General features: G+C 64.4%; 19 protein-coding genes, 1 tRNA gene and 1 pseudogene. 6 read left to right on the top strand and 15 right to left on the bottom strand.

Features of this window, described 5'->3' with window-relative positions; translation table 11 throughout:
* Positions 1-5: 5 nt before the first annotated feature.
* Together E3T41_RS07300 and E3T41_RS07295 are read right to left on the bottom strand one after the other, a co-directional pair.
* Positions 6-713 carry a histidine phosphatase family protein gene (locus E3T41_RS07300; RefSeq protein ID WP_134477911.1) on the bottom strand — a complete coding sequence of 236 codons (708 nt, stop codon included), beginning with the start codon at positions 711-713 and terminating at the stop codon, positions 6-8.
* A 136-nt stretch (positions 714-849) separates the two neighbouring features.
* A complete protein-coding gene (locus E3T41_RS07295; protein WP_134477909.1) occupies positions 850-1,770 on the bottom strand; it encodes a pseudouridine synthase in 921 nt (306 codons plus the stop codon).
* A gap of 289 nt (positions 1,771-2,059) precedes the next feature.
* Between E3T41_RS07295 and E3T41_RS17845 the strand changes: the two genes are divergently transcribed.
* On the top strand, positions 2,060-2,197 hold the full coding sequence (locus E3T41_RS17845; RefSeq protein WP_166791514.1) for a hypothetical protein: 138 nt from the start codon (positions 2,060-2,062) through the stop codon (positions 2,195-2,197).
* A gap of 134 nt (positions 2,198-2,331) precedes the next feature.
* On the opposite strand, the gene E3T41_RS17840 is transcribed toward E3T41_RS17845, so the two are convergent.
* The 3 genes and pseudogenes from E3T41_RS17840 to E3T41_RS07280 form a co-directional block, all read right to left on the bottom strand.
* A complete protein-coding gene (locus E3T41_RS17840) occupies positions 2,332-2,574 on the bottom strand; it encodes a helix-turn-helix domain-containing protein (RefSeq protein ID WP_134495398.1) in 243 nt (80 codons plus the stop codon).
* A gap of 400 nt (positions 2,575-2,974) precedes the next feature.
* On the bottom strand, positions 2,975-3,520 hold the full coding sequence (locus E3T41_RS07285; RefSeq protein WP_092451484.1) for a helix-turn-helix domain-containing protein: 546 nt from the start codon (positions 3,518-3,520) through the stop codon (positions 2,975-2,977).
* A 241-nt stretch (positions 3,521-3,761) separates the two neighbouring features.
* A pseudogene (locus tag E3T41_RS07280) lies at positions 3,762-4,589 on the bottom strand (DUF3387 domain-containing protein); the annotation flags it as partial.
* Positions 4,590-4,594: 5 nt separating this feature from the next.
* Between E3T41_RS07280 and E3T41_RS07275 the strand changes: the two are divergent.
* Positions 4,595-5,059, top strand: coding sequence for a TM2 domain-containing protein (locus tag E3T41_RS07275; protein ID WP_233195357.1), 465 nt, complete (start codon positions 4,595-4,597; stop codon positions 5,057-5,059).
* A 151-nt stretch (positions 5,060-5,210) separates the two neighbouring features.
* On the opposite strand, the gene rbsD is transcribed toward E3T41_RS07275, so the two are convergent.
* From rbsD to E3T41_RS07240, 7 genes are all read right to left on the bottom strand, one after another.
* On the bottom strand, positions 5,211-5,594 hold the full coding sequence (gene rbsD / locus E3T41_RS07270; protein WP_092451482.1) for a D-ribose pyranase: 384 nt from the start codon (positions 5,592-5,594) through the stop codon (positions 5,211-5,213).
* Positions 5,591-6,565 carry a ribokinase gene (locus tag E3T41_RS07265; RefSeq protein ID WP_233195356.1) on the bottom strand — a complete coding sequence of 325 codons (975 nt, stop codon included), beginning with the start codon at positions 6,563-6,565 and terminating at the stop codon, positions 5,591-5,593. The genes rbsD and E3T41_RS07265 overlap by 4 nt, the downstream gene beginning before the upstream one ends.
* Positions 6,562-7,503 carry a substrate-binding domain-containing protein gene (locus E3T41_RS07260; RefSeq protein WP_134441279.1) on the bottom strand — a complete coding sequence of 314 codons (942 nt, stop codon included), beginning with the start codon at positions 7,501-7,503 and terminating at the stop codon, positions 6,562-6,564. The genes E3T41_RS07265 and E3T41_RS07260 overlap by 4 nt, the downstream gene beginning before the upstream one ends.
* A 71-nt stretch (positions 7,504-7,574) precedes the next feature.
* Positions 7,575-8,546 (bottom strand): ABC transporter permease, encoded by a 972-nt coding sequence (locus E3T41_RS07255; RefSeq protein WP_092451478.1) that lies wholly within the window; start codon positions 8,544-8,546, stop codon positions 7,575-7,577.
* 11 nt (positions 8,547-8,557) lie between these two features.
* Entirely contained in the window at positions 8,558-10,072 is a 1,515-nt protein-coding gene (locus E3T41_RS07250; RefSeq protein WP_092451476.1) for a sugar ABC transporter ATP-binding protein, read from the bottom strand.
* Position 10,073: 1 nt separating this feature from the next.
* Positions 10,074-11,102 carry a LacI family DNA-binding transcriptional regulator gene (locus E3T41_RS07245; RefSeq protein ID WP_134477905.1) on the bottom strand — a complete coding sequence of 343 codons (1,029 nt, stop codon included), beginning with the start codon at positions 11,100-11,102 and terminating at the stop codon, positions 10,074-10,076.
* 169 nt (positions 11,103-11,271) lie between these two features.
* Positions 11,272-11,472: a hypothetical protein gene (locus tag E3T41_RS07240; protein WP_092451472.1), complete on the bottom strand. Its 201-nt coding sequence runs from the start codon at positions 11,470-11,472 to the stop codon at positions 11,272-11,274.
* 121 nt (positions 11,473-11,593) lie between these two features.
* On the opposite strand from E3T41_RS07240, the gene E3T41_RS07235 reads away from it, so the two are divergent.
* On the top strand, positions 11,594-12,661 hold the full coding sequence (locus tag E3T41_RS07235) for an NAD(P)-dependent alcohol dehydrogenase (RefSeq protein ID WP_092451470.1): 1,068 nt from the start codon (positions 11,594-11,596) through the stop codon (positions 12,659-12,661).
* A 179-nt stretch (positions 12,662-12,840) separates the two neighbouring features.
* On the opposite strand, the gene E3T41_RS07230 is transcribed toward E3T41_RS07235, so the two are convergent.
* Entirely contained in the window at positions 12,841-13,719 is an 879-nt protein-coding gene (locus E3T41_RS07230) for a helix-turn-helix transcriptional regulator (RefSeq protein ID WP_092451468.1), read from the bottom strand.
* Positions 13,720-13,820: 101 nt separating this feature from the next.
* On the opposite strand from E3T41_RS07230, the gene E3T41_RS07225 reads away from it, so the two are divergent.
* Positions 13,821-14,840 carry an NYN domain-containing protein gene (locus E3T41_RS07225; RefSeq protein ID WP_241991065.1) on the top strand — a complete coding sequence of 340 codons (1,020 nt, stop codon included), beginning with the start codon at positions 13,821-13,823 and terminating at the stop codon, positions 14,838-14,840.
* A 91-nt stretch (positions 14,841-14,931) separates the two neighbouring features.
* Here E3T41_RS07225 and E3T41_RS07220 read toward each other — a convergent pair whose 3' ends face one another.
* Positions 14,932-15,693, bottom strand: coding sequence for an MOSC domain-containing protein (locus E3T41_RS07220; protein ID WP_134477903.1), 762 nt, complete (start codon positions 15,691-15,693; stop codon positions 14,932-14,934).
* A gap of 300 nt (positions 15,694-15,993) precedes the next feature.
* On the opposite strand from E3T41_RS07220, the gene E3T41_RS07215 reads away from it, so the two are divergent.
* Both E3T41_RS07215 and E3T41_RS17835 read left to right on the top strand, forming a co-directional pair.
* Positions 15,994-16,067, top strand: a tRNA-Pro gene (locus tag E3T41_RS07215).
* Positions 16,068-16,107: 40 nt separating this feature from the next.
* On the top strand, positions 16,108-16,254 hold the full coding sequence (locus E3T41_RS17835) for a hypothetical protein (protein ID WP_166791513.1): 147 nt from the start codon (positions 16,108-16,110) through the stop codon (positions 16,252-16,254).
* Positions 16,255-16,305: 51 nt separating this feature from the next.
* On the opposite strand, the gene E3T41_RS07210 is transcribed toward E3T41_RS17835, so the two are convergent.
* A complete protein-coding gene (locus tag E3T41_RS07210; RefSeq protein WP_134477901.1) occupies positions 16,306-16,497 on the bottom strand; it encodes a hypothetical protein in 192 nt (63 codons plus the stop codon).
* Between the last annotated feature and the right edge of the window lie 230 nt (positions 16,498-16,727).

Raw genomic sequence — 16,727 nt, 5'->3', positions numbered from 1 at the left:
ATATTTTACGCGGTCGAGGTGCGCGCTGGCTGATGACCGGCCCCACCGCCGACCGGCGCATCCGTTGGGGGGATGCTGCCAGCCAGCCAGGACAGATCGCCGCCGTCGGTGTTGGTCGCGTGCACGCTCGGGCTTTTGGGGCCGTATTGCACGATCGATACCGACGCGGGCCCGACGTTGATACGTTGGAACAGGTCCAGGTGCATGCCGAGCGCGTCAGCCAAAATGGACTTGATAACGTCGCCGTGGCTGACCGCGACCCACACGGCACCGGGCCCGTGCTGCGCCTCGAAGGCGGCGTCGTGGCGTCGAATCGCGGCCACTGATCGCGCCTGCATCGCCGCCATCGACTCGCCGCCGGGAAAGACCACGGCTGAGGGTTGCGTCTGCACCACCGACCAGAGGGCTTCTGTGGCCAGGTCGCTGATGGTCCGGCCCTGCCACTGGCCGTAATCACACTCGGTGAGATCGTCGTCAATCGGCATGACCGGGGAACCACTCTGGTGGTCGAGAATGAGCTGCGCGGTCTGCTGGCAGCGTTCCAGGGGGCTGGAGACCACGGCGACCAGGGGCACCACCGCGAGGCGTTTTCCGGTCAGCGCCGCCTGGTCCTGCCCGATCTGGTCGAGTCGCACGCCGGCGGCCCGCCCGGCGAGTATTCCGGCGGTGTTTGCGGTGGTGCGGCCGTGCCGCACGAGAATGACTGTGGCCATGGGTCTAGCCTAGGCATCCGTTTGGCGAGCTTTGGACGCGCACCATCAAGGCTCGCGGCATGTGTTTGAGAAGTTCGCCCTGGTTTGAACACCTGTCAGCTTCTCAACCGCGTGTCGCGATGCGCGACACCCAGGCTCAGCCGACCTCACTGCGCAACGGGAGCGTGCGCACGCTGGCAAACTGCCGCGGGCGACCGTCGATCGGGTCGGTGAAGCGCACCGCGTTTGCCAGCAACTGCAGGGGGCGGGTGAAATCGTCGATCGCGATCTCTCGCACGACCGGATAGATCGGGTCCTCATTGATCGGAATCCCGAGGCCGAGCATGTGCATGCGCAATTGGTGGGTGCGGCCGGTGCGCGGCGTCAGTCTGTAGACGCCCAGGCCGTCGATCACCGAGTCGAGTTCGATCAACGACTCAGCGTTGGCCGGCGCGTCGGGCAGCACCTCGGCCTGCCACTGACCACGGCGGGTCGTGAGGTGGTTGCGCACCGTCACGGGCAAGTCGAGGCTCGGCAGCAGCGGTGCCAGCGCCCGGTAGGTCTTTGACACCTCCTGGCGTTGGAACATCGACTGGTACGCCCCGCGCCACCGCCGCTCGGTTGCCAGCACCACCAGCCCCGACGTCACGCGATCCAGCCGATGCAGCGGCGAGAGCTCCGGAAGCCCGAGTTCGGCGCGCAGCCGCACCACCACGCTCTGCACGACGTGGCGCCCGCGGGGAATGGTCGAGAGGAAGGCGGGCTTGTCGATCACGACGAGGCGATCGTCGCGATAGATCAGGTGGATGGGCCCCGGAACAAAAGTCTCGGCGGCCAGATCGCGGTGAAACCAAACAAAGGTGTGCGGCCGGTATGGGTCGAGACCGGCTACCGCGGTGCCCGACTCATAGACCAATCGCCCCTGAGCCAGAAAGCCGGCTACGTCCACGAACTCCGACAAACGCTCATCCAGCCAGGCGCCCATCGTGTCCCAAAGCGGATGCTGCGCCCGTTCCGGGGTGCAGACCCACGCGGCCTCGAGGCCGTGACGTTGCGGAAGTGGCGAGCACGGCGGCATCCACTGATCGTACGTCTCGTCACCCTGTCACCGCGCGACGTACCTTCGGGATTTTTCGTTGACATCATCGCGAGAGTCCAATAGCGTTCCTCGTGAATCCTCCGAAAAAATCCCCGTAGCGGATCTCGGAAGGGCGACCGGCTCTCTGCCTCGCCCTACTCTCGACCAGTTTCCTCAGACTCCCCGCTCCTGACGGCCTGATCGATTCCCTCGCCCCGTCGCACTCGCGGCCGCGGCGCCCTCGCCTCCAGAAGATTGGATTGCCATGACTCATGAGATCACTGCCCCCATGACCGCCACGGAACTCCCCGCGCAACTCGACCGGGACACGACGACCCGCGCCGGAACCGACTTTCGGCGCCGCCAGCTCGCCATCTTCAGAGAACGCCAGCACGAGGCCGAGCCCGAGCCCGCGGAGTCGCGTTAGGCCTAGATTGCCCTCGATCGCTTTGCGCTACGACGAGATCTGAGCCTGCGGGACGACCGCCGCGTTAAGCGCGAGGTGGTCGTCCCGTCAGCTTCTGCGGCAATGAAGTGGATGCCTGCGGCCTCGACCGCGCGTCATCGAACACCTGGTGCGGGGATAGCCGAGGGTTCGATGTGCAGGGCGCGCAGCACTCGGCGAATCGCAGCGATGCTCGTGACAAGTCTGCCGCGCTCGATGGCTGACAGAACAGTCAGGTCCACGTCGGCGGCCGCGGCGAGGTCGGCTCGGCTCAGGCCGCGAATAGCGCGTTCATCACTGACCCGCTGGGCCAGGTCGACTCGTTCGCGGAGGTACGCGGCATGTCTGCGTTGGAGCATCTGCCGCACCCTGGCATCATTGCCGGCCACCGCATGGGCAATGAGATTGGACCCCGCATTCAAACCGGCAGGCGGCTGGCCATTGAACCAATCCGCGAGCACCGCAGCTGGCGCATCGCTGCCACGCAGAAAGCGGATGCGCTGTGCGTTCCCTGGTCCTCGAGTCGAGCCCTTCAAGGGAGTTGGTGCGAAAGAAATGAATAAAGGCATCCTGCGAACGCGGCGCGAGCGGGCGGCGCGACGGCGTGTGTCGAGTCGCCGACGAGTCTTAAATGACCCACGCCTTGCTCCCCGGCTTCCTGCTCGCGGGGATGCGCCCTCGTTCGATGAGCTTGCGCACACCACGCTCGCTAATACGTCGAGCCACGCAGCTGTGTCCAACAGGGCAGTAAACACTCGCCTAGCCTGCCAGCGCCCCCGCCCTGGCCCGCCGCTGGGCACCGAGAGCTCGGCGAGTCTGGCGCGCCTTCGTTAGGATCTCGTCAACAGTTGTCTCGTCATCAAGAGTCGACCGCATCGCCTCGAGAGCGTCGTATTGTTCTTGGCGCCGTCGATCCCGAAAAGCCATCACATCGACAAGGAGCACGCGCCGATGGGTACCGACTCGTTCAAAGGGAAGCTTCTGCTCGTCAAGGAGTTTCACCAGCGTTGGCCTGCTGATACCGAGGAGGTCCGCTGCCTGCTGAGTGGTGAGCGTCTTCGACTGCGGCAAGATACTGACAGCGAGCCCTCGCTGCATGGATTCAATTACTTGCAGGAGAACCCTATGGATCTCCTCTGGAATTTCCACTTGGTCACCCGTTGCGGCGCCGGCGAGGAAGTAATGCGGAAGTGGGGCCTCTCGATCGGCCGCTTCATGTGCCGCAAGAAAATCGTGCACGCGGGCGACACCAGCCAGATCGTTGCAGACGTATGTCTGTTGACTCAATGCCACCGCGTTGCTCATCACTTCTCCCTATCCGAAAGAAACGTAACATATTTGTGTAGATTTCGACTGAGAATTTAATGGCTGCCCCGTCACCGAGTTATTCGAGCGACGACAAGCCCCGCGAGGCATTCGACATTTGTGGCCAGGGCGATGGGACCCCAAGCCGCGGTTTCCCGCGGCAACACTTCCCCGGAGCGGCCGTGAACGGCGTCATCATGCGGCCGACCACGCCTTCAGCATGGCCTCAGGCCAACCTTCGTCATGTCCGGTCCGCGGCAAACCGCAGTGCCATCGACTCCATTTGCTCCATCACGAGCTTGATGGCGGCGGGCTGCTGGTCGGGCGGGTAGCCGTTCACCACGAGCAGCCGCTTGATCGACGAGCGCAGCTTGGCACGCACATCGTCGCGCACGGTCCAGTCGGTGCGCACGTCGCGGCGCATCACCTGCACGAGCCCGCGCGCGATGTCGGCCAGCTTGCCCTCGCCCTGCAGATCCACGGCGGACTCGTTCTGCGCCACCGCGTCATAGAACGCCAGTTCATCACTGGTCAGCGCCGGCTTGAAGTGCAAACCGCGCTGCGACTCGGCCGCGACCTCCCGCGACATCTCCACGAGCGCGGCAATAACCTCGGCCGAGGTCAGCTGCTGGTTGGTGTACTTGTTCATCAGCTCGGTGATGCGCTCCGAGAACGCCCGCTGCCGCACCATATTGTTGCGAGTGGATGCCACGGCCTCCTCGGTCAGCAGCTTGCGCAACGCTTCAATCGCCAGATGCGGGTTGCGCGCCTGCTGCGTCTTAGCGACGAACTCTGGCGTCAGATCGCTCAGCGACGGCTTCGGCATGCCGGCCGCCTCGTAGATGTCCAGCACCTCACCCGACGACGTCGCGGACGCGATCAGCTCCCCCAACAACCGCTGGATCTCCTCGGGGATCGGCTCGCCGCGGGACTGCCGGTCGAGGGCATCCGCTTTGGCCATCCACACTCTGATCTCCTCATAGATCTGCACTTCTGGTCGCAAAAAAGCCAGGTTCTGCGATCCCGAGCACAGCGCCCAGGCCCGCGAGAGCTGCCCCGAGTAAGGGCGTCAGAATGACTACCAGCCAGCGCCCCGCTCCGACCGGCGTACCGACCACCCAGCAGGAACAATTTCTGCTTCCCGCTCCCCCGATTCAGGCGGTCACCATGCCCAACCCGCCGATCTCGCAGAAATCGTTCGTGGCCACCTGGCTGTTTTCTTGGCTGCTCGGCATCTTCGCCGTTGACCGTTTCTACCTCGGCAAGATCGGTACCGGCCTCTTGAAGCTGGTGACCTTCGGCGGGTTGGGAATCTGGTGGCTCGTCGACCTCATCCTCGTGCTGGTCGGTGCCCAGCGCGACAAGCACGGCCTCACACTCGCCGGCTACGGCCAGTTCAAGAAGGTCGCCTGGATTGTCACCGGCGCGGTGACCGTGATGTCGATGATCGTGTCCGGTATCAACGCGGGTAATAGGCCGAGTGAGAGTCCGGCCGCTGTGGCGCCGGCCGCCGCCGGCTGCCTCGTGGCACGTGTTTGATCCCCTGGCACTGGTTCGAACCGGTGCCGGCTTCTCGAACACGTACCACGAGGCGCGACCACTTCTCCTGATCGGCGTGGCAGAACCGTGCGACGACGTTTTTGTAGTTAAACGGCGTGACTGCCTGGGAACGCGCCAGCGGCTGACTTGCTTAAAACGACACTCCGCACACCAGCGCCGCGTTGGCGAACGGCGTCGCCTCGCCCGTGCGTATGAAGAGCTTGGCCGTCGCGGAGAAGGACTTCAACTCCGCGTGGTTGATGTACTCGATGTCTTTGAAGCGTTCGGCCAGCCAGGCCCCCGCGGGGGCGGTCTTGGCCTCCTCCGCCGCCACGCAGCCCTGAAACACCATCTCGTCGAGCAGGGCGTCGAGAACCTGTTCGAACCGCGGGATACCGTGCACCAGAGCGAGGTCGATCACGGGAACCCCGGGCGGAATCGGCATGCCGCAGTCCGCGAGCAGAATGATATCCGTGTGACCCAGCCGGGCGAGTGCTCCCGACAGCTCGGCGTTCAAAATTCCCCGCTTCTTCATGCGTGAACCTGGGCTTTCACCGTCGGCAGCTCGTCGGCCAGGGTCGGATAGGAGGGCTGGGTTCCCCGGCTCTGCACCGCGAACGCGCCCACCCGCACGGCCAGGCGAACGGCCTCAAGCAGACTCGTCCCGGCGGCCAGCTGCGCGCTCAGCGCGCCGACGAAGGCATCACCGGCTCCCGAGCTGTCCACGGCGACGACCGTCGGCGAAGCCACGGAATGGGTGCCCTCGCGGTCGCCGCAGATCGCCCCGCTGGCACCACGGGTCAGTACAACGGATGCGACGCCCCACTCCAGCAGTCGGGCAACCAAGTCGGCGTCCTCGGCCGGAACGGAGCGCTGCGGAGCCAGTTGAGCGAGCACGAGGGCAGCCTCGTGCTCGTTGACGACCAGCGGGTCGGCGCGCCGGATAGCGGCGGGATCCAATTCGATCACGGGCGCCAGATTCAACACCACGCGTCCCGTTGCCAGCCGCGCCGCCAAGGCGATTCCCGCCGCGGGGATCTCGCCCTGGAGCACCACGACGGCTGCGGCCGCGATGATGTCGGCGCAGGCCTGAACGACCTCTGCACCCATCAGGGCATTGGCACCGGGGACGACCACGATGGTGTTCTCGCCATCGTCGGCCACGCTGACCAACGCCAGCCCGGTGGGGGCGTCGACCGTACGCACGGCCGACTGGTCGACACCGGCGCGAGTCAGAATCGCGGTGGCGACGTGGGCCTGTGCATCCCGGCCCACGGCGCCGACCAGAAGTACGCTCGCACCGAGTTGGGCCGCGGCCACCGCCTGGTTGGCCCCCTTACCGCCCGGCAGAAACTCCATCGACGTTCCGATGAGGGTCTCCCCCGGCTGCGGGTGGCGGTGCACACGGATCAGCTGGTCGACGTTGATGGAACCGACGACAACAACCGAACCGCGCTCGACGATGCCGATCGGTGGAACGAGCGCACTACTGGCCAGATGAATCACTTGGTGAAATCGCCGACATTCGTCTTGGTGACGGAGACGACCTCGACCGGCACGGTCGTCTCGATCGTTTCGCCCTTGATGGCCTTGACGGCGAATTCGATGGCGAGCTTGCCGAGTTCGGCCGGCTGCTGGGCAATGGTAGCCACCAGGGTGCCCGCTTCAATTGCGGCGAGTCCATCAGCGGTGCCGTCAAAGCCGACGACGAAGACCTCGGTGCCGGCCTTGGCGCCGAGCGCCTGAATGGCGCCGAGCGCCATCTCGTCGTTCTCCGCGAAGAGACCAGTGACACCCGGGTTGGACTGCAACAGGTTGGTCGTCACATCGAGCGCGGCGGCGCGGTCGAAGTTGGCGGTCTGCGTGGCGACCACGGTGATGCCGGGGTAGGCCAACATGCCTTCCTCGAAGCCGGCACCGCGCTCGCGGCTGGCCGACGTTCCGGCCACACCCTGCAGGTGAATGACGGTGCCCGCTTCGCCCATGGCCTTGGCGAGTTCGTCGGCCGCCTGGCGCCCGCCGGCTACGTTGTCGCTGGCGACGAGTGAGGCGAGGTCGACTCCGGTGACGGTGCGGTCAACGCCGATAACCGGAATACCGGCCGTGATCAAATCGCCAACGGCTGAGGCCGCGGCATCCGAGTCGACCGGGTTGATGATGACGGCCTGGGCACCGCTGGACGCAGCGGTGGCGAGCTGATTGGCCTGGGTGGCGGAGTCGTTCTGGGCATCGACGATGCTCAGTTCCACTCCGGCCTCGGCGGCGGCAGCTTCTGCTCCGTCGCGCAGTTCCACGAAGAACGGGTTGTTCAGGGTGGAAATCGCGAGCACGATTTTATCGCCGGACGCCTCAGCGCCGCCTCGGCCACAGGCGGTGGTGCCCGCGAGGATCAAGGCCGCTGTCGCGGTCAGTGCCGCGATTTTGAGGAACGAGGATGACTTCATTGTTTTTCCTTTGGGTGGGGATGGAACGAACGGGGAGCGGTGAAAGATTGGTGGATGCTGGCAGCGTCGAGTCAGCTGCTGCGCGTTTTGCGGCGCAGCACGTCGATGCCCACGGCCAGGGCGATCACGAGGCCGATGACGACCTGTTGCCAGAACGACGTGACATTGAGCAGGTTCAAGCCGTTGCGAATGACGACCAAAACCAGGGCTCCAACCAGGGTGCCGGAGATCCTGCCGAGTCCGCCGGCCAGGGAGGCGCCGCCGATCACGACGGCCGCAATGGCGTCGAGTTCGTAGCCGGCAGCTGCCTGAGGCTGCGCGGAGTCAAGCCGGCCGGCGAGCAGCAGCCCGGCGAGGGCCGCGAACAGGCCGGCCAGCGTGAAGACGGTGACCAGGATGCGCTTGACCGGCAGTCCCGATAGCCGCGCCGCTTCGGCGTTGCCGCCGACGGCATACATCGAACGGCCGATCACGGTGCGGTTGAGGATGAACGAGGCGACCAGGGCGGCGATGACGAGAATGACGATCGGCATCGGAACCGGTCCCAGATTACCGCCGAGAAAGGAAACCTCGGGCGCGGTCTTGATCGGGCGGCCGTCGGAGATGACCAGGGTCAGTCCCCGGGCCACGCTGAGCATGGCGAGGGTGGCGATGAAGGAGGGAAGCTTTCCGTAGGCGTTCGCCATACCGTTGATGGCACCGGCCAGGGCTCCGACGAGCAGGCCTCCCACTAGGGCGAGCCACCCCGGAAGCCCGGCGCTGGCGAACATCCAGCCCGAGGACATGGCCGACAGTGCAGCCACGCTGCCGACCGACAGGTCGATCCCCCCGGCAACGATTACGAAGGTCATACCGAAGGCCAACACGGCCACGGTGGAGACCTGGATGCCGATGTTCAGCAGGTTCGGCCCGGTCAGAAAGTCGGGGGTGGCGATGAACAGGGCGAGGCAGAGCGCGACGAGGCCGACCAGGGCACCGTTGTTGGCGAGGAACTTCTTGTAGTCGAGGCCGCGGCGCGGCGTCGGCAGGGTGGTGGTGGACATGAGGTTCTTCCCTATCTCTGTTCGTGCTTCTCGTCGACATCGCGGGCGGCGAGTGTCATGACTGCGTCTTGAGTGGCCTCCGCGGCCGTGAGCTCACCGGCGAGTCGGCCGTCACGCATCACCAGAATGCGGTCGCTCATGCCGAGCACCTCGGGCAGTTCGCTGGAGACCATGAGGATCGCTCCCCCGGCCGCCGTGATTGTGTTCATCAATTCGTAGATTTCGACCTTGGCACCCACGTCAACACCGCGGGTGGGTTCATCGAGCAGCAAGACCGTGGAGGCAGCGATGATCCAGCGGCCGAACACGGCTTTCTGCTGGTTGCCGCCGGAGAGGGCACCGATCGGTTGATCGATGGTGTGCATGCGGATGCGCAGTTTTTTCGCAACGGCGGCGGCCCGACGGCGCTGGCCGGCGAAGTCCACCAGCCCCAGTTTCGCGGTGGAGGCGAGGGTTGCGTAGCCCAGGTTGTTATTGACGGAGGCGTCGAGCACCAGTCCCTGCGCCTTGCGGTCCTCCGGAACATGCCCGATACCAGCAGCGATGGCAGCCTTGATATTTCCGTTGGGCAGGCTTTGTCCGCGAACGGTGACTGTGCCGGAGGTGTACCGGTCGGCGCCCGCGATCGCCCGGATCAGTTCGGTGCGACCGGCACCGACCAGACCCGCGATTCCGAGCACCTCGCCGGCTTTGACGGTGAAGCTGATGTCGCTAAACCGCCCTGTTGACGTGAGCTTCTCCACGGTGAGGATTTCTGCGGCCTGGCTCAGGTCTGCGGAGTCCCGGGGAAACTGGTCGTCGATGCCGCGGCCGACCATCAGCTTCACGAGCTCGTCTTCGGGTGTCGAAGCGGGAACCTCCGCGATGTATTCCCCGTCGCGTAGCACCGTGACGGTGTCGCCCACCTCGGCGATCTCGTCGAGGTGATGGCTGATGAACAGCATGCCCACGCCCTGCCGTCGCAGATCGGCCATGACGGCAAACAGGCTTTCGGTTTCGTGTCGGGTCAGCGCCGCGGTGGGTTCGTCCAGGATGAGGATACGGGCGTCGACGCTCAAGGCCTTGGCGATTTCGACCAGTTGCTGCCGGGCGATGCCCAAGTCCCCCACCAGGGTGTCCACGTCGATATCGAGTCCGATCAGGTCGAGCGCGGCACGGGCCTGCCGTCGCATGGCGCGACGGTCCACGAGACCGTGCCGGGTCGGCATCCGCCCGAGCATGACGTTCTCGGCAATACTCATGGTGGCAACCAGGTTCAGTTCCTGATGGATCGTGGCGATGCCCAGCGCCTCGGCCGCTCGGGTGTTCGGCAGGGTGACCGTTGTACCATCCACCACGATGTGGCCGGAATCTGGCTGGTAAACCCCGGCCATCATCTTAATCAGGGTGGACTTGCCGGCACCGTTCTCCCCGAGCAGCACCTGCACCTGGCCCGGGTAGACGCTGACCGTGACATCGTCGATGACCGTGACCGGGCCGAAGACCTTCCCCACGTTTTGCAGGGTGAGCAGCGGTTGTTGTGTCATGTCAGTTCTTCCTTCGGCTGGCTGCAGGCAGGATGGGCGACATCGACGACGCCCGGATGACGAGTTCACTGGGCAGAACCACCGATTGCGGGCTTTCCCCGGCGATGACCTGAAGGAGCAGGCCGACAGCGATTCGGCCCATGTCCTCGACGCTGTGGGAGATGACGCTGAGGGCCGGGTTGAGCAGGGCGAACCACTCGATATCGTCGAAGGCGACCAGCGCGATGTCTGTGCCGATGCCCAGTCCCAGCTTGTGCAGAATCGCGATCGCACCGACGGCCATCAGGCTGTCGGCGGCGAGCAGGGCCGTGGGCGGGTCATCCAGTTGCAGCAGGGCGTGCACACCAGCCGAGCCACTCCCCGCTTGGAAGTCACCGAAGTAGACCAAATCGGAGTCCTGGCTGAGACCGGCGTCGGCCACGGCGGCCGTGAAGGCGGCGAATCGGTCGCGGCCCGTTGAGGTTGCCTGGGGGCCGGAGATGTAGCCAATCCGGGTATGACCGAGGGCGGCGAGGTGTTTGACGGTCTGGCGAATGCCGACTTTGCTGTCGGTGGTCACGCTCGGAACGTCGATACCGTCAACCGTGCGGTCCACGAACACGGTGGGAATCTCGCGCTCGATCAAGGCGTGGATGCTGCCACCGCCGTCACCGAGTGGCGCCACGATGATGCCATCCACGCGCCGAGAAATCAGGGTGTCGAGGTACCTGTCCTGCTGCACCTTCTTCTCATTGGCGTTGCCGAGCAGCGTGACGTAGCCCTGCGAGAGCGCCGCTTGTTCGACGGTGTGGGCGAGGTCGGCGAAGAACGGGTTACGCACGTCCGGCACCAGCAGGCCGATCGAGTCACTGCGGGTCGACCGCAGGGCCCTGGCCTGGGCATTGGGCCGATAGTCCAGCTCCTTGACTGCCGCGGCGACCTTGACGCGCGCCTGCGAGGAGGTGGCCGGGTTGCCGGAGAGCACGCGGGACGTCGTCGCCGCAGAAACGCCGGCGAGCGCTGCCACGTCTTTGATTGTGACCTCGGCCATCTGTTCACCTCATCGTGTTCGTGGAATCGATTCCATGGAATCGATTCCATTTTAGGTCGTGGGACGAACGAATGTCAACGCGATCAGCCGATTGGACTCGCTCGTCAAGCGGGCTTCTCAAACACGTGCCGCGACGTGCTCGCGGTCGCTCAAGTCAATTTGACGGCGGTCAGTCGGCGCTGATCTGTAGGCGGAACTGGTCGCGCTTGGTGTGCAGGTTCCAGAGGTGTTCGGTCAGTTTTGCCGGGACCTTCTCGGGGTGGCCAGCATTGATTCCACCGCCGAACCCGTCGATGGCGAGATATTCCCGGCCGATGCACTGTGAAGGCGTCGCGAAAGCGGATGCCCTGGGTAGGTCAGACAGTGCCATGCTGCGGCCTCGACGGTGTCGGTGGAGCGGCGTAATGTTGCACGAGCGGATGTCACCGCCGACACGTGCCACGGCACGGGGTTCCCCCGCATTCCACCACCGGTACCGAAAGACGTTTTTTATGACGACCACCGTTCCTGCCCTCGCCGCCCCCGCGGCCAACCAGCCCCTCGCTCGCACCACCATCGAGTTGCGCACCCCCGGCGCTCACGACGTCGCGATCGACATCAAGTTCGCCGGCATCTGCCACTCCGATATCCACCAGGCACGCGACGAGTGGGATACCGGACTGTTCCCGATGGTTCCCGGCCACGAGATCGCCGGCATCGTCTCAGCCATCGGCAGCGGCGTCACCCGATACCAGGTGGGCGACCGCGTCGGCGTTGGCTGCTTCGTTGACTCCTGCCGCGAGTGTGCCAACTGCCTCGCCGGCGAAGAGCAGTACTGCCTGAAGGGCGAGGTCGGCACGTACAACGACCGCAATCACGACGGCACTCCCACCAACGGCGGTTACAGCACCGCGATCGTCGTCGACGAGAACTACGTGCTCGGCATCCCAGACGGCATCGAGCTCTCCGAGGCCGCTCCCCTGCTCTGCGCCGGCATCACGCTCTTCTCCCCCCTCACGAACTGGAAGGCCGGCCCCGGCAAGAAGGTTGCCATCCTCGGCATGGGCGGCCTCGGACACATGGGTGTGAAGATCGCCCACGCGCTCGGCGCCGAGGTCACCGTGCTCAGCCAGACCCTGAGCAAGAAGGAAGACGGCCTGCGTTTCGGCGCAGACCACTACTACGCCACGAGCGACCCGACCACCTTCACCGAGCTCGAGAACCACTTCGACCTCATCGTGAACACCGTGGCCGCAAACCTCGACCTGGAGGGCTACCTCAAGCTGCTCGCCCTCAACGGCACGCTCGTGCACGTCGGAATCCCCACCGAGCCTGACAGCGTGAAGATGGTTTGGCTCGCCGCCCAGCGTCGCTCCATCGCCGCCTCCAAGATCGGTGGCATCCGCCAGACCCAGGAAATGCTCGACTTCTGTGCCGCCCACGGAATCGGCGCCGACATTGAGATCATCTCGGTCGATCAGGTGAACGAAGCATACGAGCGCGTTATCCGCAGCGACGTGCGCTACCGTTTCGTTATCGACGTTGCCACGTTTGCGGACGAGACCCGCGTCGACGCGTAGGCGCCCCGACGGGCGCGGCATAAGCCTCGCAGGTCGATAGAAAACCCAGGCACGAACCGCCCCGGGCCACAGATTTCAACGCGGCCCGGGGCATCCGTCATTAAAGGACTTAGCGCCAAGGAGCGCACCCGTCTCGAGGCACCGTACCTGCCGCGAACGCCCGGAGGGTTCTAAAAGCGTCAGCGAAGGGACTTGAGCGCGGCGGCATCCGTTTGATCGGTGCGCCACGAGGCCAAAATGCGCAGGGCGTCGTTCGAGGCGGACCTGGGTTGCGTGCTGTATACGAAGAGTTGTTGGTCGGGTTCGCCCGGAACCGGGAAGGTTTCGTAGTCCACGTCGACCCGACCAACGATCGGGTGTATGAAACGCTTGACTCCGAACGTGCACTCCCACACCCGGTGTTGACTCCACCAGGCGCGAAATTCGTCGCTCTTGACGGTCAACTCGCCGATCAGCTCGTTGAGTGCCCGGTCGTTCGGGTGAGATCGCGCGTCGTGGCGGAGCATGGCCGCCACGTCGCGGGCCACAATGTCCCAGTCCAGGTACAGGGTGCGTGCCGCCGGGTCGAGGAATGTCCATCTTGCCATGCTGCGCCCGAGTCCCACGCCCTGCGTGAAGTCCTTCAGCAACAGCTTGGCGAGGTCGTTCATGGCCAGCACGTCCATGCCAACGCCGAGCACGAACGCCGGCTGCGCGGGGAACGAGTCCATGATGGTGCGCACTGACGGCCGAATCGTGTTGGAGCGCCGCCGTTGCTGTGTGCGTCCACCGGTCGACGCCGACAACAGCGAGAACAGATAGGTGCGCTCCGCCTCATTCAGGTGCAGTACCTCGCCGAGCGCATTGACAACCGCATCGGATGCCTGCGTCACCCGGCCCTGTTCCATGCGCGCGTAGTAGTCAACGCTCACGCCGGCGAGCTCAGCCACTTCATCACGGCGCAGTCCGGGCACTCGCCGGGCCGCCGCAAGCGGGTTAATAGGAAGCCCGACATCGGCGGGCGTTAGCCGAGCTCTGGCTGAGCGCAAAAAATCAGCGAGGGTATCTTTGTCGTCCATCCCTCCAGTATCTCGCGACTGCTTGACCGCGCACCGAGTTGCCCTCTACCCGCAGCGCAGCGCAGACTATACCTACCGGATCGCAACTGAGTCTTCCGCCTGTGGCTAAGGAGCTCACCATCACTGAACCGAACGACGCCCGCGTCGGCCTTTATATCGACTTCGACAACATCGTCATCTCGCGCTATCAGCAGTTGCACGGGCGCAATGCCTTTCAGCGCGACGGCATCCGCGATTTCAACAAGTCTTCAGCGGATGCCGACCCCGAGATCGCCGCACGGCTCGCGGCCGCGACCGTTGACTTCAACGCCATCATCGACTTTGCGGCGTCTTTCGGAACTTTAGTCGTCAATCGTGCCTACGCCGACTGGTCGGTTCCGGTCAATGCAAGCTACCAGCGCCAGCTCATGTCCCGAGCGGTGGACCTGACCCAGCTGTTCACCACGACCACCCGCGGAACCAAGAACGGTGCGGACATCCGTTTGGCCGTGGATGTGGTTGAAGACCTCTTTCGGCTGCCCGATCTGACCCATGTGATCATCATCGCCGGCGATTCCGACTACATCGCGCTCGCCCAGAAGTCGAAGCGGCTGGGTCGCTTCGTGGTGGGCATCGGCGTCGCGGGCTCGACGAGCACCTCGCTGGCGGCGGCGTGCGACGAGTTTGAAGACTACGACTCGCTGCCCGGAATCGGCAAAGCCACCGCGACAGCTGTGGAGAGGCCTAAGTCCAGCAGGCGGGCGCCCGAACCCGCCGAAATTGCACCCGACCCGGCCCCCACCGAGGCCCGCAAGTTCACCACGAATCCCATGTTCTCGCACACCGATGACGCACAATTCGACGAGCCCGAAGCCGAAGACATCGACCCGCAGACCCTGGCCACCGAGCTCCTCGTGCGTGCGCTGCAGATCGGTCACGCCAAGGGCGACGACGACGAATGGCTCAACACGGGCACCGTCAAGAACCAGATGCGCCGCATGGACCCGTCTTTCAACGAGAAGCCGCTCGGTTTTCGTTCCTTCACCGATTTTCTCTCGTCGCGCAGCGACCTGGCCGAGCTGAAAGAGGATGGCCCGCAGCGGCTAATCCGGCTGCGTCCCGACGCAGAAATCCAACGCTGAGCCACGCCCTCCCCGACCAGCCTCCGGAAGTCAACCGGAGGCTGGGGCCGGCAGTCTCCCGGCGTCGCAAGGACCTGACCAGCGGGTCTGCTCAGTGGGGTGGCACGACCCGCACGTGGTCGCCGACCGACACGGTTCCCGGACGGATTACCTCGGCATAAACGCCAAACATGATGTCGCTCGCCTGCAGCCGGTAGTTGGCGAGTGTTTTCAACAGGTGGGTGCCGCGAGCGCCGGTGTCGGGGTCGATGTCGATGACCGCGCACCGGGGAATGCCGCCTTTCACGAGGAGCAGGGCTCCCCCGAGCTCGAGTTCGTGGCCAGCCCAGGAGTCTTCGACGTGCGCGTCGGCGTCGCCGGTGTCAATCGTGAAAGTGCCGCGGAATCGGCGCGTATCGACCGCTGTTTGCGATTCGCCGGCCAACCGGGCCAGGGAACTCGACGTGGTGATCGTGACGGAGTCGCCGTACACCACGGATCCCGTGACAGTGCTCCGCGCGAGGGTGACGCTGCGCCCCAGCAGCCGGGAGAATTCAGTGGCCCACGGCCCCTCGATCACCTGCATGGCGGTGAATCGACCCCAGTAGTCCAGGTCGAGATACTCGTGCGTCATTTCGGGTTCCGCCGCAACTCGGCGACTCTCGAACGCGATGGCTAGCACGCCGTCAGCCCAGCGAGCCTCGCACCTCACCAGAAGCGGATGCTCAACCGTCTTTAGAATGGTGCCGGTGTTTCGATCGACGACGGCGAATTCGCGGTCACCGATGGGACCGTCGACCGCGAGCGAAACGGTCTCACGTGGCTGGTGGCGACCACCTTTGAGGGGCGACAGCCCGATCTCTCGAATGTGCATGATGCCGTTCAGCCTAGCGAGCAGCTTGGTTGTGCACGAGGTGAACCCGCATCCGTCATGAATACATTTTCGTAGCAAGGCCGCCTACTCCAAGGCCGCACCCAGCGCGAACTGGATGCCGATTTGAGAACCAGCCAGCGGTACGTCTACGAAATAAAAACCGGCAAGCCGACAAACCGCGACGGCACCACGTGCTTCCCAGCCGTCGCCCCATGTGTTCTTGGGCGCTCTCAGAAAGCGGTAAGCTCTTACAGTTGTCTTCCGCAGGTTTTGATCGTTGAAATCGCGTTGTGGAAGCGGCGGGCTGTGGCGCAGCTTGGTAGCGCACTTGACTGGGGGTCAAGGGGTCGCAGGTTCGAATCCTGTCAGCCCGACAAAAGGGCCGTTCGCGAAACTGTTCGCGAAACGGCCCGGTTGGAACAAAAAGAAATCGCTCCTGAGGATTCTCAGGAGCGATTTCTGGTTGAAGCGGTATGTGCGCGCGGTTGTGATGGCGATTCGGCGGGCAAAGCCGACAAGCTGAAGGTTCTTTCCGTTTCGTGGCTCGTTGGATTGTTCTGAACTGCGGGAGGCTTGCCCTATCGGGCGGTATTGTTCTCGCTGAGTGCGCTGTTACTGGCGGCGAGGTGGCCCGCCAGTCTCATCGGTCAGCGCTCCGCTCTTTCCTTTGTCCGGTCGCACGACGCCGGGCGGATAGGTGTCGGTGTACGGGTTTCGCCACTCGCGGTCGCGACGTCGAATGATGGCGACAGCGGGCTCACCGAGAGCGTTTCGCTTGGCGTCTTCCTTGATTTTGTCACTCATGAACGCCGCAATTTTGCGTATGTTGAAGTTAGTCAGCAGCACGGTGACAATGAGTTGGGCGGCGCCGAATCCACGGATTCGACGACGACCGGCCGATTCAATATCTTCTGTTCCGCCGGCTCGGAAGATGTCAACCTTTATGAGTCAGTTTCTTTAGGTGGTCATTGAGTTCGTTCCTGCTTTCAGGGGTTCGTTGATCCAGGTCGTGGTCGGGAACGTTAGTGGCGTCG

Source organism: Cryobacterium sp. Hh38, from assembly GCF_004403235.1.
GTDB lineage: Bacteria > Actinomycetota > Actinomycetes > Actinomycetales > Microbacteriaceae > Cryobacterium > Cryobacterium levicorallinum.
Note: the sequence above shows the minus strand (reverse complement) of the source record. Positions and strands in the feature narration are given on the sequence as shown.

Bases quoted from the DNA above. Each gene is read 5' to 3' on its own strand.
- E3T41_RS07300 (WP_134477911.1), bottom strand. From the start codon at position 713: ATGGCCACAGTCATTCTCGTGCGGCACGGCCGCACCACCGCAAACACC.
- E3T41_RS07295 (WP_134477909.1), bottom strand. From the start codon at position 1,770: ATGCCGCCGTGCTCGCCACTTCCGCAACGTCACGGCCTCGAGGCCGCG.
- E3T41_RS17845 (WP_166791514.1), top strand. From the start codon at position 2,060: ATGACCGCCACGGAACTCCCCGCGCAACTCGACCGGGACACGACGACC.
- E3T41_RS17840 (WP_134495398.1), bottom strand. From the start codon at position 2,574: ATGCTCCAACGCAGACATGCCGCGTACCTCCGCGAACGAGTCGACCTG.
- E3T41_RS07285 (WP_092451484.1), bottom strand. From the start codon at position 3,520: ATGAGCAACGCGGTGGCATTGAGTCAACAGACATACGTCTGCAACGAT.
- E3T41_RS07275 (WP_233195357.1), top strand. From the start codon at position 4,595: ATGACTACCAGCCAGCGCCCCGCTCCGACCGGCGTACCGACCACCCAG.
- rbsD (WP_092451482.1), bottom strand. From the start codon at position 5,594: ATGAAGAAGCGGGGAATTTTGAACGCCGAGCTGTCGGGAGCACTCGCC.
- E3T41_RS07260 (WP_134441279.1), bottom strand. From the start codon at position 7,503: ATGAAGTCATCCTCGTTCCTCAAAATCGCGGCACTGACCGCGACAGCG.
- E3T41_RS07255 (WP_092451478.1), bottom strand. From the start codon at position 8,546: ATGTCCACCACCACCCTGCCGACGCCGCGCCGCGGCCTCGACTACAAG.
- E3T41_RS07250 (WP_092451476.1), bottom strand. From the start codon at position 10,072: ATGACACAACAACCGCTGCTCACCCTGCAAAACGTGGGGAAGGTCTTC.
- E3T41_RS07245 (WP_134477905.1), bottom strand. From the start codon at position 11,102: ATGGCCGAGGTCACAATCAAAGACGTGGCAGCGCTCGCCGGCGTTTCT.
- E3T41_RS07240 (WP_092451472.1), bottom strand. From the start codon at position 11,472: ATGGCACTGTCTGACCTACCCAGGGCATCCGCTTTCGCGACGCCTTCA.
- E3T41_RS07235 (WP_092451470.1), top strand. From the start codon at position 11,594: ATGACGACCACCGTTCCTGCCCTCGCCGCCCCCGCGGCCAACCAGCCC.
- E3T41_RS07230 (WP_092451468.1), bottom strand. From the start codon at position 13,719: ATGGACGACAAAGATACCCTCGCTGATTTTTTGCGCTCAGCCAGAGCT.
- E3T41_RS07220 (WP_134477903.1), bottom strand. From the start codon at position 15,693: ATGCACATTCGAGAGATCGGGCTGTCGCCCCTCAAAGGTGGTCGCCAC.
- E3T41_RS07210 (WP_134477901.1), bottom strand. From the start codon at position 16,497: ATGAGTGACAAAATCAAGGAAGACGCCAAGCGAAACGCTCTCGGTGAG.